This is a genomic window from Microbacterium sp. HM-570 (assembly GCF_054165885.1).
On sequence record NZ_CM135111.1, the window covers coordinates 1,748,600 to 1,763,821 of the forward strand.

The window sequence follows — 15,222 nt, forward strand, 5'->3', positions numbered from 1 at the left end:
ATGCTGATCGCCTGCTCCACTCCCGTCGGTTTCCTGTCCGGTCGGGCGAGCTGATGACGCCTACCGGAGCGGGTCTCCGCCGTCGTCGAGTTCGCGATCGGGAACAGCGTCGACGTCCTCGGCCGCACGAGGGTCGTGCTCGACCACGCGATCGATATCACTTGTGGGCACGCCTTCCGGCTCCGCATTCTGGGCATGGAGGGCTCTCGTTGATGCCGTGCGCCCGGGTCCTTCCGACACGTCCGTCATGCCTCCTCGTACCCGCGGTTCCTGCTGCAAGCCGATACGGTACGCGAGTCTGCGCATCCACATCGGCTCGTGCAGCGCACCTTCAGCCGAGGGTTCTTCGACTTCAAGGCCGTAGTACTCGCCGATGTGGTCGACGAACTGCGCCCGCGCGGCACGGTCGTACGCCCGGCGTTCCCGGTTGAACGCGACGACGGTGGACCAGCAGATCAGGAGCATCACGACGCTGAAGGGCAGAGCGATGATGATCGCCGCGGTCTGAAGGGCCTGCAGTCCACCCGCGAGCAACAGCCCCATGGCGAGGACGGCGCTCGTCACGGCAAAGAAGGCCCGCACCCAGCGGCGCGGGTTGATCTGCCCACCGGTCGCGATCATGCCCATGACGAGCGCGCCCGAGTCGGACGACGTCACGAAGAAGACCGTAATCAGCACGATCACGCCGATCGTGAGAACCGGAGTGCCGGGGATGTACGCGAGCATCTGGAACAGCGCCGTGTTGAGGTCGACGCTGCCGTCGGGCTGCGTGAGGGCGCCCGGGTTGGTCAGCTCGATGTACAGCGCCGATCCGCCGAGCACGCTGAACCACAGGATCGTGATGAGTGTCGGTACGAGGATGACGCCCATCACGAACTGCCGCACGGTGCGGCCGCGTGAGATGCGTGCGATGAAGATGCCGACGAACGGCGCCCACGAGATCCACCAGCCCCAGTAGAAGGACGTCCACCCCGCCTGCCATGCCTCGCCGGCGGCGCCTTGGAAGGCACTGACGTTGAACGACAGGCCGATGTAGTTCTGGATGTAGTTGCCGATCGACTGCACCCACTCGCGCAGCAGGAACCCCGTCTGCCCGAACACGAGCAGGTAGATCACAAGCAGGCCGGCGAGGATCAGGTTGAAGGACGACAGCCACTTCATGCCTTTGGTCACGCCGGACAGAACGGATGCGAGTACCAGCACGGTGATCACGGCGATGATGCCGATCTGCACCGGCACGGTCGGTTCGGCCAGGCCCGCGGCATCCAGTCCTGCACTGATCTGCAGCACACCGAGACCGAGCGAGGTCGCAACCCCGAACAGGGTGCCGACGAGCGCTACGACGTCGATCGCGTTGCCCCATCCGCCCTCCACGCGCTTGCCGAGAAGAGGTTCGAGCGACCAGCGGATGGAGATCGGACGCTTGCGCCGATGTATCGCGTAGGCCAGACCCAGTCCCACAACGACGTAGATCGACCACGCCTGAACGCCCCAGTGCAGGTAGGTCTGGCTGAGCGCAGACTGCGCCAGCTGTTGGGGCGTCCCCGATACCCCGGGTCGAGGCGAGACGAAGTGGCTCAGGGGTTCACTGACGCCATAGAACACCAGGCCGATTCCCATGCCCGCCGCGAAAAGCAACGAGAACCACGCACCGAGTGAGAACTCGGGCTTGTCATCGTCTGCCCCGAGACGGATGTCGCCGAACCTGCTGAATCCGATGACCAGCGCGAAGGCCACGAAGAAGGCCGCGATCAGCACGTAGTACCAGTTGAACGCGTTGATGATGCTCGACTGCACCGCGCCGAAGAACTCCTCGGCGAGATGCGGAGCGAGGAGGGCGAAGGCGCTGAACGAGAGGGCGACGACCGCTGCGGGCCAGAACACCCAGCGTTTGATCGTGGAGGGACGACCGCCGGATGCCACCGGCGCCGACCGTTGAGTGGTCGTCATCCGTCCACCCTAGCGAGACCCTTCAGCCGTCATCAGAGCCGGCGAACTGCAGCGACACATCGATGGTCCGACGCAGAAGAGCGGCTGGCGTCAATTCCTCCGCTCTGGTCGCGGCCATGCCGCCACTGGCCTGGACGAGAGTCACGAGATACCGTTCGAGCGACTGGTTAGCCTCCTCCAGCCGTGCGGACGAGTCCTCGGCGCGCAGAGGAGTACCCACGACGGCGCCGCATGCTCGAATTGCGTGCGCGAGCGCGGGGGCCACGTCGCGCCCGAGATTCGCATCATCCTCTCGTTGACGTTCTGCCAGCACATCGGCGAGGTCTCTGACGTAAAGCACGGACCGTTCGAGGGCGTGCAGACGGGCAAGGTTCTCCCGAGGTTCCGAGCGCCGACGCGCTCGGCGCGGGTTCGATTTTTTGCTCTCGTCGGCTTCATAGACCTCTCGACGCACATCGGCGGTGGCCCGGTCTAGCTGGCTCATCGCCGCGTCGAACGTCTCGGCATCCACCGTGCCCTCCTCGACGTGGTCGGCGAGGGAGTCCATTGCCGCGGTGAGGCTCGTGCGTAGCTCCGACAGTCGTCGACCCGCGCGATCGAGATACAGCGGCGGCGCGACGACGAGGTTCACGACGAGACCCACGACGACGCCGAGCGCCATCGTCATGAGGTACGACAACGAGAAGTTCTCCGGGTCCCTGCCGCTGACCAGGAGCACGAAGAGGGCGGCGATCGCCACCCATCCGCGCCCGACACCGAGAATCGGGATTCCCGCGAACAGCATGCCGACCCCGAGAACGACAGCGAGAATGAGGGGCACCGGCACCCCTGCGAAGAGCGCCGCGAGACCCAACAGACCCAGGGTGATTCCGATCGCGAGCCCGATCAGCGCTTGCAGTCCGGAACGGGCGGACTCCGCGACGGTCGGGTACATGCTCACAAGCACCCCGAGCGGCGCGTAGTACGCGTACTGATCGTCTGCGATCGGCAGCAGCGGAGCGAGGTACCAGGCGACAACGACCGCGGCTGCCGTCTTACCCGCCAGCACCAGCCGGCTCGGTTCCGTCATCGCCCGCACCCACCGGGCCGGGGTCGTGATCGCGCGTGAGGTCATGCGATCGATTCTGCGACGGGACGCGTTGTGTGTCTTGGGCCTTGCGCGAAACGTCGATTGCGGCTTCAGCACTGGTCCTGAAGTGCCCGCGCCGGCCCCTCAGCGCCGGACCCACCGTAAAATGACGGAGTACGCATCGTCGGACTCGCCAACTTTTAGCTCGAGGGGTAGTGCCATCGACGAACCCCGGACGCGAGACCTCCGGGCATGGTCGCGTGTCGCCCGTTTGATCCATATCTCTCGGCCCGTGCTGTGGATCAACACCATCGGTACCGGTGTCGTCGGTATGTGGCTGACCGGCCAACTGTTCGACCCGCAGGCGCTCCCGATCCTGCTCTGGCTCACGCTGCCGTTCAATCTGCTGATCTATGGCGTCAACGACATCTACGACCAGGAAACCGATGCGCTGAACCCTCGGAAGGGGTCCATCGAGGGGGCGCGCATCGATCCGGGAGAGGTCCGACTGATCGCGTGGGCGGTCGCCGTGACGAACCTGCCGTTCTTCGTCTACTTCGTCGTCGCGCTTCCGCCTCTCGCGGTCGCCCTGATGCTGCTCTACGCCGGCGTGTTCGTCTTCTACTCCGCGCCCCCGCTCCGATTCAAGACGCGCCCGTTCCTGGATTCCCTGAGCAACGCTGCCTATGCGCTGCCCCTCTTGATCGTGCCTGTCGCGCTCGGCGCACCGCCGGTATGGCCCGCAGTGCTCGGGCTGCTCGCCTGGAGCGTCGCAAAGCACGCCTTCGACGCGGTTCAGGACATCGAAGAGGATCGTGAATCGGGCATCATGACGACGGCGGTGCGGCTCGGACCGCGCGGGACGGCCGTCTGGAGCGGTGCGTGGTGGCTCGTGTCCACCGTGCTTCTCGCCGCGGTCAGTCTGCCCGTCGCCGCCGTCAACCTCGTGATCGCTGGCATCCTGATCGTCTGGCTGATGCGTCGACCGTCCCCCGCGACCGGGCGGCGCCTCTATCCGCTGTCCGTTGCATTTCCGTACATCGCCGGCTCGGTGGCGAGCGGGCTCATCCTTGCCGGCATCTTTTTCGGGACGTACCCATGACGCGGGCGGGCGGGGCTCGGGGGGTGCGGTCGTGAGCCGGATCGTGGTCATCGGCGGCGGGCTCGGGGGGCTCGCTGCATCCGCGTTGCTCGCTCGAGCAGGACACAGAGTCACCCTGCTGGAGTCCGCTCCCACCGTGGGCGGCAAGAGTCGGCGTGTGGAGCTCGACGGCGAACGAGTCGATACGGGCCCGTCTCTCTTCACCTTCCCGGGCGTATGGGGCGAGCTGCTGCGCCGGCTGGATGCGGGGCGCCCCCCGATAGCGCACATCGGCGCGCTCGATCTCGTGCGGCTGCCCGAGATCGGCCGCTACTACCACGACGGCGAGGTCGTCCCGCTGCCGGTGCCGCCCGCGCATCCGTGGTATCCGGCCTGGCAGCGCTTCAGTGATCTGCACGCCCCTCTCGCAGACGATGTCACCGCACTGCTGCTCGCTGATCCCCTCGACCGTGCTTCTCTGCCTGCTCTGCGTCGGTTGCTCGCTGTCTACGGCACGCGGCTGAACACTCGCTCCTACCTCGAGAGTCTCGGGTGGCTGCCGGACGGCCTCCGCGAGATCATCGCCATCCACACCCTCAACGCCGGCGTCTCGCCGGCACGCACCCCGGCGTTGTATGCGAGCATGCCGGCGATCATGGCCGAGACCGGCGCCTGGGTGCCCCGCGGCGGAATCTACGAGATCGTCCTTGCCTTGCAGCGACTAGCGAATGCCGCGGGCGTCGAATTGCGCACCGGTGAGGCGGTGACGAGCCTGGACCGCGGACGGGTCACGACGACCGTTGCCGAGTATCCAGCCGACCTCGTCGTCAGCGCGCTGGACGCCGATCGCCTCAACGAGCTGCTGGGTCGGTCCGTCTCTCGAAGTGCCCGCACGCTCTCGTGCTCCGCCATCGCGATCTATGGCGTGCTGCAAGAAGCCCTGCCTGACGACATCGCCGCGCACAGCGTCATCCTCCCGAGCAAGCCGGCGGCGCTGCACCGCAGCCTGGCGGCCGGGGACGAGCCTGCCGACACGATGGCGTTCGTCAGTCACTACCGCGCGGGGGAGATCTATCCGAATGAGCGGAGCACCCTCGGCATCCTGTTGACCAGCCCCGCGGACGCGAGGGGCTACACGCTCGAGCATCCGTTCGTGCGCCGCGAGATCGAACGGATCTCGACCACCCTGGGCCTCGATGCCCCGCTGACGGACCGCATGGTCGGGAACATCGTCCTCGACCCCCAGTACTACGGCTCCTTCGGCGAACCGCACGGCGCCCTCTACGGCGCTGCACGACCGCTGTGGATGAGCGGGCCGCTGCACCAGCCGGCGCACCACGATCTGCGGACGCCGTGGCTCTGGCGGGTGGGGGCATCCGTTCACCCTGGCGGGGGGATACCGGCGGTGCTCGGCGGGGCGATGATCGCCGTCTCGAAACTCCTCGCGAAGCACCCTGCCTGACTCGTCACCGTGTCCGTGGCGTGGCTGACTCGTCACCGTGTCCGTGGCGTGGCTGACCCCGCCCCTATCGCGGCGCGGTCTGCTCGAGCATCGCGGCGAGCTGGTCGAGAACTCGCTGTTGTTGCTCGTTCAGGACGTCCGTCGTGTAGTCACTCAGCAGGCTCGCGGACTTTCCGAGCTCGAGCGGGTCCGGCTCGTTGAGAAGAACGGGGGCGAGTTCCGCCGCGAAATCCTCCACGATCACGATGAGAGACACGGCGCTGAGCACCGTCGTCACGACGAGGAATCGGCTGCGGAACAGCACTCGCCAACCATCCCGGAGTTGCGCCCAACCGCTGCTCGCGACTGCCGCCTTTCGAGCGTTCGTTGTGTCGATCCGCCCGACGCGGTGCGGGATGAGAAGGGTCAGGAAGGCCACCGCGAGCGACGTCGCGGCGGTAACCCACAGCACGGTCGATCCATCGGACAGCACCATGAGTGCCCGCCACCGCGGGGCCAAGGAGCAAGGCAACCGCACCGAGCGCCTCGCGGATCCCGACAAGGCGCTCGGCCGAGACTCCGCTGTGGCGCACGACGGCCCTGCCGCCGATCGCCCGCGTCCTCAAGCAGGTTCGCGACCACGGGCTCACCAGCGAAGCGCGGTCGCTGCTCGACCAGCGCCTCGCGAACCTCAGCAGGCGGAGCATCGCGCTACTTCAAGCTGGGGGCACCTATCCGAACTCCTGAGCCTGCAGCTCGAGAAGTCCGACTGAACTGTAGGGATTGCTGAGAGATGTCCCCGACGATGGTGTAATTCCGCTCGCGAGAGAGACGAAATGTCTTCGCCAAGTGTCGTTCTCTGGCAACCGACTTGTCCACCACGGATCGGCGAGGCCACCAGCGCACCAGTCGCTCGGCTTCGACGCCTCGAACCGCAGAACGGCCCCGGCGCGCGAATCCACCTCTCGATGCCCGCCCGCGCAACGGGCCTCCGACTACGCTGTCGTGACTTCCTCGCCGTTCTCCGCGCGTTTCACGTTGGCGCCGCGTCGGCCCCGATAGTCCTCAAGGTTGATTACGCCGACGGGCGTGTCAATCGTGGTTGCGGACGCCCCCGAGATGGCCACAGGGAAAGTCGCCTCGTCAGTTGGACGCGTCTCCGCCGTTGTCCCGCGCGAGCCTCGACGGACCCGACTCGTCACCCACTGGCCGAAGCGCTGCACGTCCTCCCTGCCACGCGCATCCCAGTACGCCTGCGCTATGGGCGCGACGACCTCGCGCAGGACCCAAAGGATTCCGTCCGCGGTTTGCTGAACCCGGCGATCGTAAGCTGCCTGCGACTCCGACTCCTCACGTCTAGTGCGAGCCTCGCTCTCACTGTTGAGCCAGGCGTCGAACTCCCTGTCTTCTTCTGGGGTGCCAGGATCGTACGGGCGTGGATTCTTGTACTGATTGATGAGGGTGCCATCCGCGCGCCGAGCTCCGCCTGAGCCGAACTGCGCGTCCGAGATGTCCGCGCCGTCTCCGTCAAGCGCTTCCGCGTCGACGATGAACTGCCGGACTGTCGGTTCCTTCTTATTCGCCATAGATCTTCTCCCCAATGCCCGAGCCTACGACGTTGGCTGCCACTTCGGACTCTCGAACTTCGCTCGCACGATCGGTCGATTTCAGCATCCAGGTGTTTACGCCGCCCGGTGAAGCGAAAGAGTCGCGTCACCGGCACCTGTACCACGACGGATGTGCTGAGCCTGGCGCTCGCTCCACCAATGCGCGGTTCATCAAGACCAAACTCCGCTGGGTTGACTCGATCTACTTGCCGACAGGCGACAACGACTCAACCGCGCGGCTCACGAGACCCCACGAGTTTGACCTGACATTGATCTCGGCGAGGGCTTGACGGGCGGCCTGCCTGTTCACCTCCGCATACTCGAGATTTCGGCCCGCGTCGCCCGCGACAAAAAAGATGTAGCTCGCGTTGTACCGCGCGATGGCAAGACCCATCCACGTCAGATCCTCCGGATACGGATTGCGCGCGTTGAGCATGTCAGTGAACCGGTTTTCTGCCTCTTGAATGGCGCTCAAAGCTGCGTCCAGTCGACCTGATGCCGTGTAGGCGGCAGCCAGATTGCTTGATGCGCGTCCGTGCGCGTAATGTTCCCAGTCGCTGTCGCGAGTCATCGCTCTACGGGCGAGTTGGACGCGTTCGAGAGAGTCGACGTCTGGGAACGGTTCATCTCGCCAACTGACTTTGAAGGGGTTCCACGCACTTCCGGCGCCCTGGAGAAATGACACGCGCCCGTCGTTCGCCTCCACGATGGGCGCGGGCTCACTCGACTCGTCTGCCTCATCGGCGTGGCGAGCCTCTTCTTCGTCGCCGATGGCTACTACGGGCCGGAACTCTGCAGGGACAGCGAGTGCGCCCGACTTGTTGGTCCCCCACGCGATGATGTGTCCTTCGGTCGTCAGCGCGAGATTGTGCGTAGTGTGTGCGGCGATGCCGATCACTTTCACGAGTCCGCTTGGTGCGTCGAGTTGACCGTGAGTGCTGTTGCCCCAGGCGACAATCGTGCCGTCCGCCCTGAGCGCAATCGTGTGTGCGGCGCCGGCAGCAAGCGCGGTGATCGCGAACAGTCCATCTGGAACATCCCCCTCCTCGTTGAAGGTAGTCGCTGCGATTTTCCTCACTTCTCCTGAACGAGTCATTCCCACGAAGTGCTGCGACATCCCGGGGTGCAAACCAGCGACAACGGAGACGAGATCCCTCCGATCGGTCTTGATCTTCAGCCCACCGAATCGACTATCACCCCACGAGACGATTGTCCCGTCCCTCTTCAATGCGACATTCTGGTCGCCGCCGGCGGCGATGGCGACGACGTCTGTGAGAGTCGCGGGAACCTTGATCCGTTCGTCGTCGTAGCCCCACGCGACGACGGTTCCATTTCGCCTGAGTGCCAGGTAGTGTGCGCGGCCCGCGGATACGGCGACGACGTCTGATAGGCCGACGGGAGTTGCCGCTCTTCGTTCGCTGTCTCCCCAGGTAACTACGGTGCCATCGCCTTTCAGCGCGATGCTCTGAAGCCAGCACGCTGCAATCGAAATGACTCCATCCAAGCCTGCAGGGATATCGGTCTGCCCGTGGCCATTCCCACCCCAGCCCACGACGCTGCCGTCGGCGCGAAGGGCAAGCGCGTGCTCCAAACCGGTGGCAATCTGGATTGCGCGCTCCGCATCCCGAAGGACTCTTTTGACCAAGAGTCGTTCAGGGATATTGTGCTGACCATCGTTGGAGCGTCCCCATACGGCGATCGACCCGTCCGACTTCAACGCCATGGCGCAACCATTGCTGACGGCAATCGACTCGACGCCGTAAAGACCGGCGGGCACCCGAATGTTGTCCGAGAACTCGGCACCCCACGCGACGACCGTCCCATCATTTAGAACAGCAAAGCAATCGGACCCAAAGGCCGCAATCGACGCGACGTTCCGTAGTGGTTCGGGCAGCACCATGGCCTCATTCGGGGCGCCGCCTTCCCCCCAAATGATGACTTCGCCGTCGGTTCTGAGCGCGATGGCGTGCTCCCAACCAACGTCTACGCTCCGAACTCCGATCAGCCGCTCAGGCGGCGTCTGACCGCGCATTAGAGCCCCCCAGATAACGACTGATCCATCCGCTCGGAGGGCGAGACGATTCCCAACATCCGTAGCGATTGCAATCACATCAGTCAGAGAGGCCGCGATGTTCGCCTCTTCGGGGAACGCGTGACCCCACTCGACAAGCGTCCCGTCCTTCTTTAGCGCAAGGCTGAAGTCGCGACCCGCGGCAATTGCGGTGACATCCTCGAGATCCTCCGGCACCTCAGTGCATCCGTGATTCCACTCACCCCAGGCCACAACAGTTCCATCCGTGCGCAACGCCAACGAGTGATAGGCGCCGGCCGCAATCGCGACGACCTCGCCGGTGGAGTGAGGTACGTCCAGTTGGCTGTCGTCATTGCTCCCCCACGCGACGACCGTGTCATCTGCCGCTATGGCGAGGCAGTGGCTGTATCCAACCGCGATCGCTTTAGCTCCTTGGCGGGTTGCGCTCGCGCCTTCGTCTGTCACGTCGCCGGGCGCTTGGGTCGCACTCGACGGCGTAGTCTGCAAAGCCGTCTCCTCATGCGAAGTATCGTCGCCATTGAAGAGTGGATTTTCTCGTGCGCGTTGTCTCACAAGCGCAGATGAATCCTGAGCGAGTGCAGCAATCACGCCGACCGGGGCGGCAGAATTCTGACCAATTCCGGCTCTGACCAGCACGGCCGGGTCGGCCGCGAGGCGCTCGGCGGTCTCTGCCGAAAGCCCAGCGTTTCGGGCCACCCAGTACCTCACCTGGTCGTTGACATCGTCCGCGAGAGTCTCAAGTACTCGCGCAGGTGCCGACGCATTGGCGGCAACCGCACCTCTGGTGGCCGGGTCCGTGTCCGCCGCGAGGAGTGCTAGCAGTTCCTCTGGAGATGTCGGGTCTTCGGCCTGCTGGCGCCTTTGATCTGGATCGTGAGATAGAACCACCGGCCCGTCGTCCGCTTCCGGAGCAAATGCAGTAAGGGCGCCGTCCACAAGCGACGCGTCTGATTGCCCGCTGCCGTCACGCAGCGTCCCGTCCGTCAGCGACTCAACTAGAGGCAAATCGCCAGCAGCAGAACGAACGTGCGCCTTCGGTCGATACTGAGCGAGATCAACTCCGCAACTGGAACACCGATCGAGATCGCTAAACGACAGCTTCTGGCCGCAATCCGGACAAAATCTCAACGTGCCTCCCCAGTGGGCATCCGTGTGCGCTGGCCGCGATACGGTCGACCGCAGTCTCCCACAATCCGGCGCTTCTTTCGGCTCTCAATGGGACTCTGTGGGACGCGTAGCGCGAGCAACTTCATCGACTCAAATCGGCTAGATGGGCCGAGTTGAGAGAGGACGCGTAGAGAGCACGGTCCGACGGAATCTCGCTCGAGACATGCAAGGAGTATTGCTAGCTGGCTTTTGGGTGAGCGCGACCAACCATGACCAGAGCCACATCGTCGTGCACCTGCTCGTGCTACCCGCGTCGCTGAACACACACGTGCTGAGCTGCCACCTCGACGATCAGCATCTCGCGAATCCGGGCCACCCGCCGACGTGTATCGAGGCCGACCGGGACGGTGAGATTCTCCAACTCTCGAACGCCGCCGACGCGCCCCGCGACTGGGGAGTTCCTATTGCTCGAAAGCCGGACTGGTAGCCTCCTTGCACTGGCAGCGGGCATTGCGCCCTTCCCGATGGGTGGTGATCTCGGCATGACCCACCTCCGCCTCAGCAATCCGCCTGGCTCGCGGTTCACGACATGCAACGGTCGTAGCTACTTCAGCCATCCTCATCACCGAGACCAAGGGATGTCGGCCGCGAAGTCGATCTGGGCGATAAGCGACGAGGTCGAGTGTCACGTATTCTGCGACACCGAGACGAGAGAGTCGGCGAAGGTCGCGGCCCCATCGCAGGTATGGGCCGTAGCAGCTGACCTCACCCAGCCATTTGGCACTAGGGGCGAAGTCCTTGCTCGATTCATGCCGCCGCAATCCGGCTCCGCCGATTGGCATGGTCATCCCGTTGGCAGGGGGAGCCCAGGCACGACGAAGACCGCTCCAGGTGATGTCATCACGGCGTGGGAAGCCGACGGGTTGGTGTCACATGCACTCGCGAAGAAGCTTCGTAAGCAGGTGATGTGATGGACCTGCGTCGCCTCACGGTAAGAATTCCAGGCCAATGGGAAGATGCCTGGCTCTACAGAGAGAACCTCCTCGTCTGGGATCGTCGAGGACACCTCTACTACGTTCCGGTCGACGCCCTTCGGAACCGTGTCACACAGGCGCAGGATCACCACCACGCAGTTCTCGCAGAACACCTCGTCTTTCGAAGCGAGCGGAAGTCCTCGCACGAGTTTCAGAACTTGCTCGCAATTCCGTCGGTGCGGCGGGAGTTCTTCGCGCCACTCACCGCGAGTGCCGAAGTCGTGGTCCCAATCGACGTCTCTGATTTTCGGCAGGCCTACATCGAGGCGACGCCCGGTAACCTCACCGACACTGTCGCCTACGGCAACAGGCTATTCACCACGAGTGACGCTGGTGTCTTCGAGACACAGTTCGACTCTCGGTACGACGAGGGCGCTCCACTACTTCAGGTTCACGCGGCCCCCGCGACAGCGATCGTCGCCGGAAACGGCCAGTTCGCGGTATCTCTTGGCGAGGTCGGCCTCGTCTCACGGGAGGTTGGGTTCGGGGACGGAGACCAGTGGATCGACTCCGCGCGTGAAGGGATCCTTGAGACGCTCGCGCCGTACTCGCGCACCGTCGCAAGATCCTCTGTTCACCTCGTGAATTACGGCCAGTCACCGGTCCCGGACTTCATACGTGCGACGACACACCTCGAACGCCGTTCGAATGGATTCACGGAGAACATCATCACCGAGTTTGGTGAGCCTTCTTCGCTCGACGAGTCGCTCCACCGGGCGATCGGACCAGTGCTTACTGTCGACGACGTACGGGCCGGTGAGGGGTTTCACATCCTCGGTAACGCCAACTACCGACTCCTAGTTCAAATCGGCGACGAAGTCAGCGTGCTGAACATGCTTGCGACGGGCGACCGCCCACTTCGAGTAACTCCCTACCGTCGAATCGATGTCGGATACGCAATCCCTAGAACACTTAGCCGCACCCTGTCGACACAGGCGCTGCGCTCTGGGTTCCTCGTCGAGCATGTCGGAGGCGTCCATGTTCTAGGAGACTTCGGAATTGTTGAACTTGCGGACGAGTTGGTTGTGCAGGCCCGCACGTTCCCGTCTTCACGGCGCTACGTCGACACAGTCGTCCTAGTGCGGGAAGACAGTTTGGATCTTGTGGGCTTCGTCGACATCGATGGATAGTGACGCGAGCGTCGACAGCTCTCCGAATGCCATACGGATTAGGCCACACCGACGCGTCTTCGCGGCGACGCTGGATCGGTGGCGAAGCGCACCAGACCCGAGGACGCGGCCTGGAGCGACTACGCCGGTGAGCTCGCTACGAATCTTCGCCGCTTACGCCAGGAAGCAGGCCTGAGCCAAGAGGACGTCGCGTACCGCTCTGGACTCACTCGCTACACGTACCAGAAGTACGAGAAAGGCGAGTCGAAGCCGGGGACGCCTGCGAACCCGACGATTCGCACGCTGCTCGCGATGTCGCAGGCGCTGGGCGTCTCGCTCATGGACATCCTTCCCGCGAAGATTCCGGATCTGCGCCTTCGTTAAGCGCGAGCTCACCCTTCGCCGAGGACACGTTCCAGCTCACGCCGCGCGGCGGCGCCGAGCTCAGTAAGGGCGAGCGGCTGACCTCGCATTGCCCGGGTGATCAACGGGCCGCCCGCGTCGGCTCCGAGTCGCTTCATCTGAGTGGCGAGGATGCTGAGCGTCACGCCGATCTCGCGAGCGGCGACCGTCATCGTGTCATGACGCGCGACAACAAGGAACCGCTCCGCGCGCTGCAAAGAGTCCTGGCCAACGAGGATCCGACGCAACAGCGGCGAGTTCCCAGCGCGCGGATCAATGCGAATGGCCGTAGCTCGACTCGCGGCTCCGCGAGCACGTCGCGGGATGCCTGCCGTCTCGAGGTGACGATTGATGGTGGTCATCGTCACTCCCACTTCCGCAGCGATCTCCGGGATTGTGTGGCGCTCGACGAGGTATCGCTGACTCAGCCATTCCGGGTCAATTGCAGCTCCTTGCCTTCCGCTACGCGTTTCTACTCCCTCGTCAGCAAGCACGCGACCGATGGTCTGTCGCGCAACGCCGTGCTCGATTGCGATCTCGCGCACCGACCGACCAGCCGAGTACGCGGCGACCGCTCGCGCAGGCTTCACCGTGGCTCGGGCCGGTCGTGCAGTCGGCCAACGACCATCAATGACGTCGGCGGCATCGGGAAGTCCGCCGACAACCTCAGGGCCGGGCAACCACGCGACGGGCTCGTCAACGCCTCGGTCCCGGATGAAGTCAGCTGCGGCTGAAGCAAGTGCGTCCGCGACGGTGCCTGGCATCCCCGACCGGAACTGAGCCACCTCTACGAAGGAGGGGAACCCGGGATCATCGGCGAAAGGCGCACGAGACAACCTGTTGCCGCTCACGAGCGCATAGAGATGAGCGCGAGCGGCCTGCCAACGCCGATCACCGCCCGGCAGCACGTTCGCAATCCGACAGATCTCTACCCACTCGTCACGCGGCAACATGCCGGCATAGTCGAGAGACCGGCGACGCGCGAAGTCGATCGGCGTGGACTGCTCGTCCAGGAACGAGGCGAGTCGAGCGATCACGCGGATGGTGTCCGCCTCTGGTGCGTTTCGCCCGAGGGATCGCATCACGTGACTGACCTGACGGCCGCGAGCCTCGGCGTCAAGAAGCTTGATCGCGGAGCCGTGCGTTAGTTGAGTGCCGACGAAGACTACGGCTGCCGAAAGCGCGCCGCCCGCGATCTCAGCATCCAACCGACGCGGAGCGAGTCGCGCGGTCACCTCGGGCCAGAGCACCGCCGGCAGCTTCGCTGCGCGAGCTTCCGGATCTGCAGCTGACAACTTCAGTGATTGGAGCGTTGCCGTCGGTCGCCTGACCCGGCCGAGCGCCCGACTCACGTGATCGCGAAGCGGCGGCGAGTAGTGGTCCAGAGCGGTATGGACGCTGACTCGACCGCGCAGCAGGTCTGCGACTCGTTCACCTGCCTGTAGCGCCTCGAACGCGATCGTGTTGCCGAGCGCGACCTCCGCCGCGGTGCTCGGCCTTAGATCGACTTTACCGGTGCGCGGTTGCGCTGCAATCACGCTGGGGTCGATCGAATCCACCTGCATCCACTCGAATCGCTGGTCATCAGCAAGTGCCTGTCTCCCCGCTCGGGACAGTAGCGACATGTCGGAAAGGACCTGAATGGTGCTCGGCCTGCCGTCGGCGTAGATGCCGAACTCGCCGACGCCGGATGCGACGACCTTCAGAATTGCTCGCTGCGCTTCCCGCGTCGCGTCTTCCGCGAAGACAAGCTCGCCAGTGGCAGTGAGGTTGGCCCCACAGCGCGAGCGGATGGCCGGCGCCTCTGTCGAGGGTCGATTGTGGCAATGGCCCGGCTCGGGCACGAGGGTGATGGGATGCCCGATGAGGCGGGGTGGTTGCCCGCACGTCGGGCACGCATCGACGAGCAACCTCTTGTGGCGCAGACACGCGAATCCGAACGGGAACTGCCACGACAGCCGCCACCTGCCGCCGGAGTCTGCGAGGCAGTCGGGGCAGTACCGGGCGGCGACTCCGGTGCTCGGACACGAGGCGCTGATCCGTCCCTGCGGCGTGAGGCGGATGGCGTTCGCGGCGAACACGGTGCGCGTCATCGCACGGTACTCGTCGGCGGGCCGGCCTGTCGTCAGCTCCAGGTTCGTGAGTTGCTGCGGCTCGAGCGCGGTCGACCAGGCTCGCGCGGACTGGGGGGTTGCCGCCGGTACGCCGTCGGCGTCGATGAGGCCCAGGGCACGTGCCATCTCCCCGACGGTGGCCCCATAGTCATGCGCCATGTACTCGACCCACGAGTCGAGCGGCTCGTCAGGAAGCGGCATCGCGACGTGCAGCAGGCGACGCACCGTCACGCTCCGACCTTGATGAGCCGCGGG

Annotated in this window: 11 protein-coding genes; 5 read left to right on the forward strand and 6 right to left on the reverse strand. The window is 64.7% G+C overall.

Annotation, left to right across the window (positions count from 1 at the left end; all coding sequences use genetic code 11):
* Positions 1-60: 60 nt before the first annotated feature.
* Together ACT9TC_RS08315 and ACT9TC_RS08320 are read right to left on the reverse strand one after the other, a co-directional pair.
* Complete coding sequence (locus tag ACT9TC_RS08315) at positions 61-1,950, reverse strand: BCCT family transporter (RefSeq protein WP_458040097.1); 1,890 nt, start codon at positions 1,948-1,950, stop codon at positions 61-63.
* A 22-nt stretch (positions 1,951-1,972) separates the two neighbouring features.
* Positions 1,973-3,064, reverse strand: coding sequence for an FUSC family protein (locus ACT9TC_RS08320; RefSeq protein ID WP_458040098.1), 1,092 nt, complete (start codon positions 3,062-3,064; stop codon positions 1,973-1,975).
* A gap of 175 nt (positions 3,065-3,239) precedes the next feature.
* Here ACT9TC_RS08320 and ACT9TC_RS08325 point away from each other — a divergent pair, with 175 nt between their 5' ends.
* On the forward strand, positions 3,240-4,121 hold the full coding sequence (locus ACT9TC_RS08325; protein ID WP_458042903.1) for a UbiA family prenyltransferase: 882 nt from the start codon (positions 3,240-3,242) through the stop codon (positions 4,119-4,121).
* Between the two features lie 31 nt (positions 4,122-4,152).
* On the forward strand, positions 4,153-5,562 hold the full coding sequence (locus ACT9TC_RS08330; RefSeq protein ID WP_458040099.1) for a phytoene desaturase family protein: 1,410 nt from the start codon (positions 4,153-4,155) through the stop codon (positions 5,560-5,562).
* A 64-nt stretch (positions 5,563-5,626) separates the two neighbouring features.
* Here ACT9TC_RS08330 and ACT9TC_RS08335 read toward each other — a convergent pair whose 3' ends face one another.
* The 3 genes from ACT9TC_RS08335 to ACT9TC_RS08345 form a co-directional block, all read right to left on the reverse strand.
* A complete protein-coding gene (locus ACT9TC_RS08335) occupies positions 5,627-6,037 on the reverse strand; it encodes a hypothetical protein (RefSeq protein WP_458040100.1) in 411 nt (136 codons plus the stop codon).
* A gap of 499 nt (positions 6,038-6,536) precedes the next feature.
* A complete protein-coding gene (locus tag ACT9TC_RS08340) occupies positions 6,537-7,127 on the reverse strand; it encodes a hypothetical protein (protein WP_458040101.1) in 591 nt (196 codons plus the stop codon).
* Positions 7,128-7,350: 223 nt separating this feature from the next.
* Positions 7,351-10,137 (reverse strand): RCC1 domain-containing protein, encoded by a 2,787-nt coding sequence (locus ACT9TC_RS08345; RefSeq protein ID WP_458040102.1) that lies wholly within the window; start codon positions 10,135-10,137, stop codon positions 7,351-7,353.
* A 424-nt stretch (positions 10,138-10,561) separates the two neighbouring features.
* Here ACT9TC_RS08345 and ACT9TC_RS08350 point away from each other — a divergent pair, with 424 nt between their 5' ends.
* The 3 genes from ACT9TC_RS08350 to ACT9TC_RS08360 all read left to right on the forward strand — a co-directional run bounded on the left by ACT9TC_RS08350 (position 10,562) and on the right by ACT9TC_RS08360 (position 12,835).
* Positions 10,562-10,795 (forward strand): hypothetical protein, encoded by a 234-nt coding sequence (locus tag ACT9TC_RS08350; RefSeq protein WP_458040103.1) that lies wholly within the window; start codon positions 10,562-10,564, stop codon positions 10,793-10,795.
* A gap of 483 nt (positions 10,796-11,278) precedes the next feature.
* Complete coding sequence (locus ACT9TC_RS08355; protein ID WP_458040104.1) at positions 11,279-12,472, forward strand: hypothetical protein; 1,194 nt, start codon at positions 11,279-11,281, stop codon at positions 12,470-12,472.
* Between the two features lie 78 nt (positions 12,473-12,550).
* Positions 12,551-12,835, forward strand: coding sequence for a helix-turn-helix domain-containing protein (locus tag ACT9TC_RS08360; RefSeq protein ID WP_458040105.1), 285 nt, complete (start codon positions 12,551-12,553; stop codon positions 12,833-12,835).
* Positions 12,836-12,843: 8 nt separating this feature from the next.
* Here ACT9TC_RS08360 and ACT9TC_RS08365 read toward each other — a convergent pair whose 3' ends face one another.
* A complete protein-coding gene (locus ACT9TC_RS08365; protein ID WP_458040106.1) occupies positions 12,844-15,198 on the reverse strand; it encodes a TniQ family protein in 2,355 nt (784 codons plus the stop codon).
* Between the last annotated feature and the right edge of the window lie 24 nt (positions 15,199-15,222).

Bases quoted from the DNA above. Each gene is read 5' to 3' on its own strand.
- ACT9TC_RS08335 (WP_458040100.1), bottom strand. From the start codon at position 6,037: ATGGTGCTGTCCGATGGATCGACCGTGCTGTGGGTTACCGCCGCGACG.
- ACT9TC_RS08355 (WP_458040104.1), top strand. From the start codon at position 11,279: ATGGACCTGCGTCGCCTCACGGTAAGAATTCCAGGCCAATGGGAAGAT.
- ACT9TC_RS08320 (WP_458040098.1), bottom strand. From the start codon at position 3,064: ATGACCTCACGCGCGATCACGACCCCGGCCCGGTGGGTGCGGGCGATG.
- ACT9TC_RS08340 (WP_458040101.1), bottom strand. From the start codon at position 7,127: ATGGCGAATAAGAAGGAACCGACAGTCCGGCAGTTCATCGTCGACGCG.
- ACT9TC_RS08315 (WP_458040097.1), bottom strand. From the start codon at position 1,950: ATGACGACCACTCAACGGTCGGCGCCGGTGGCATCCGGCGGTCGTCCC.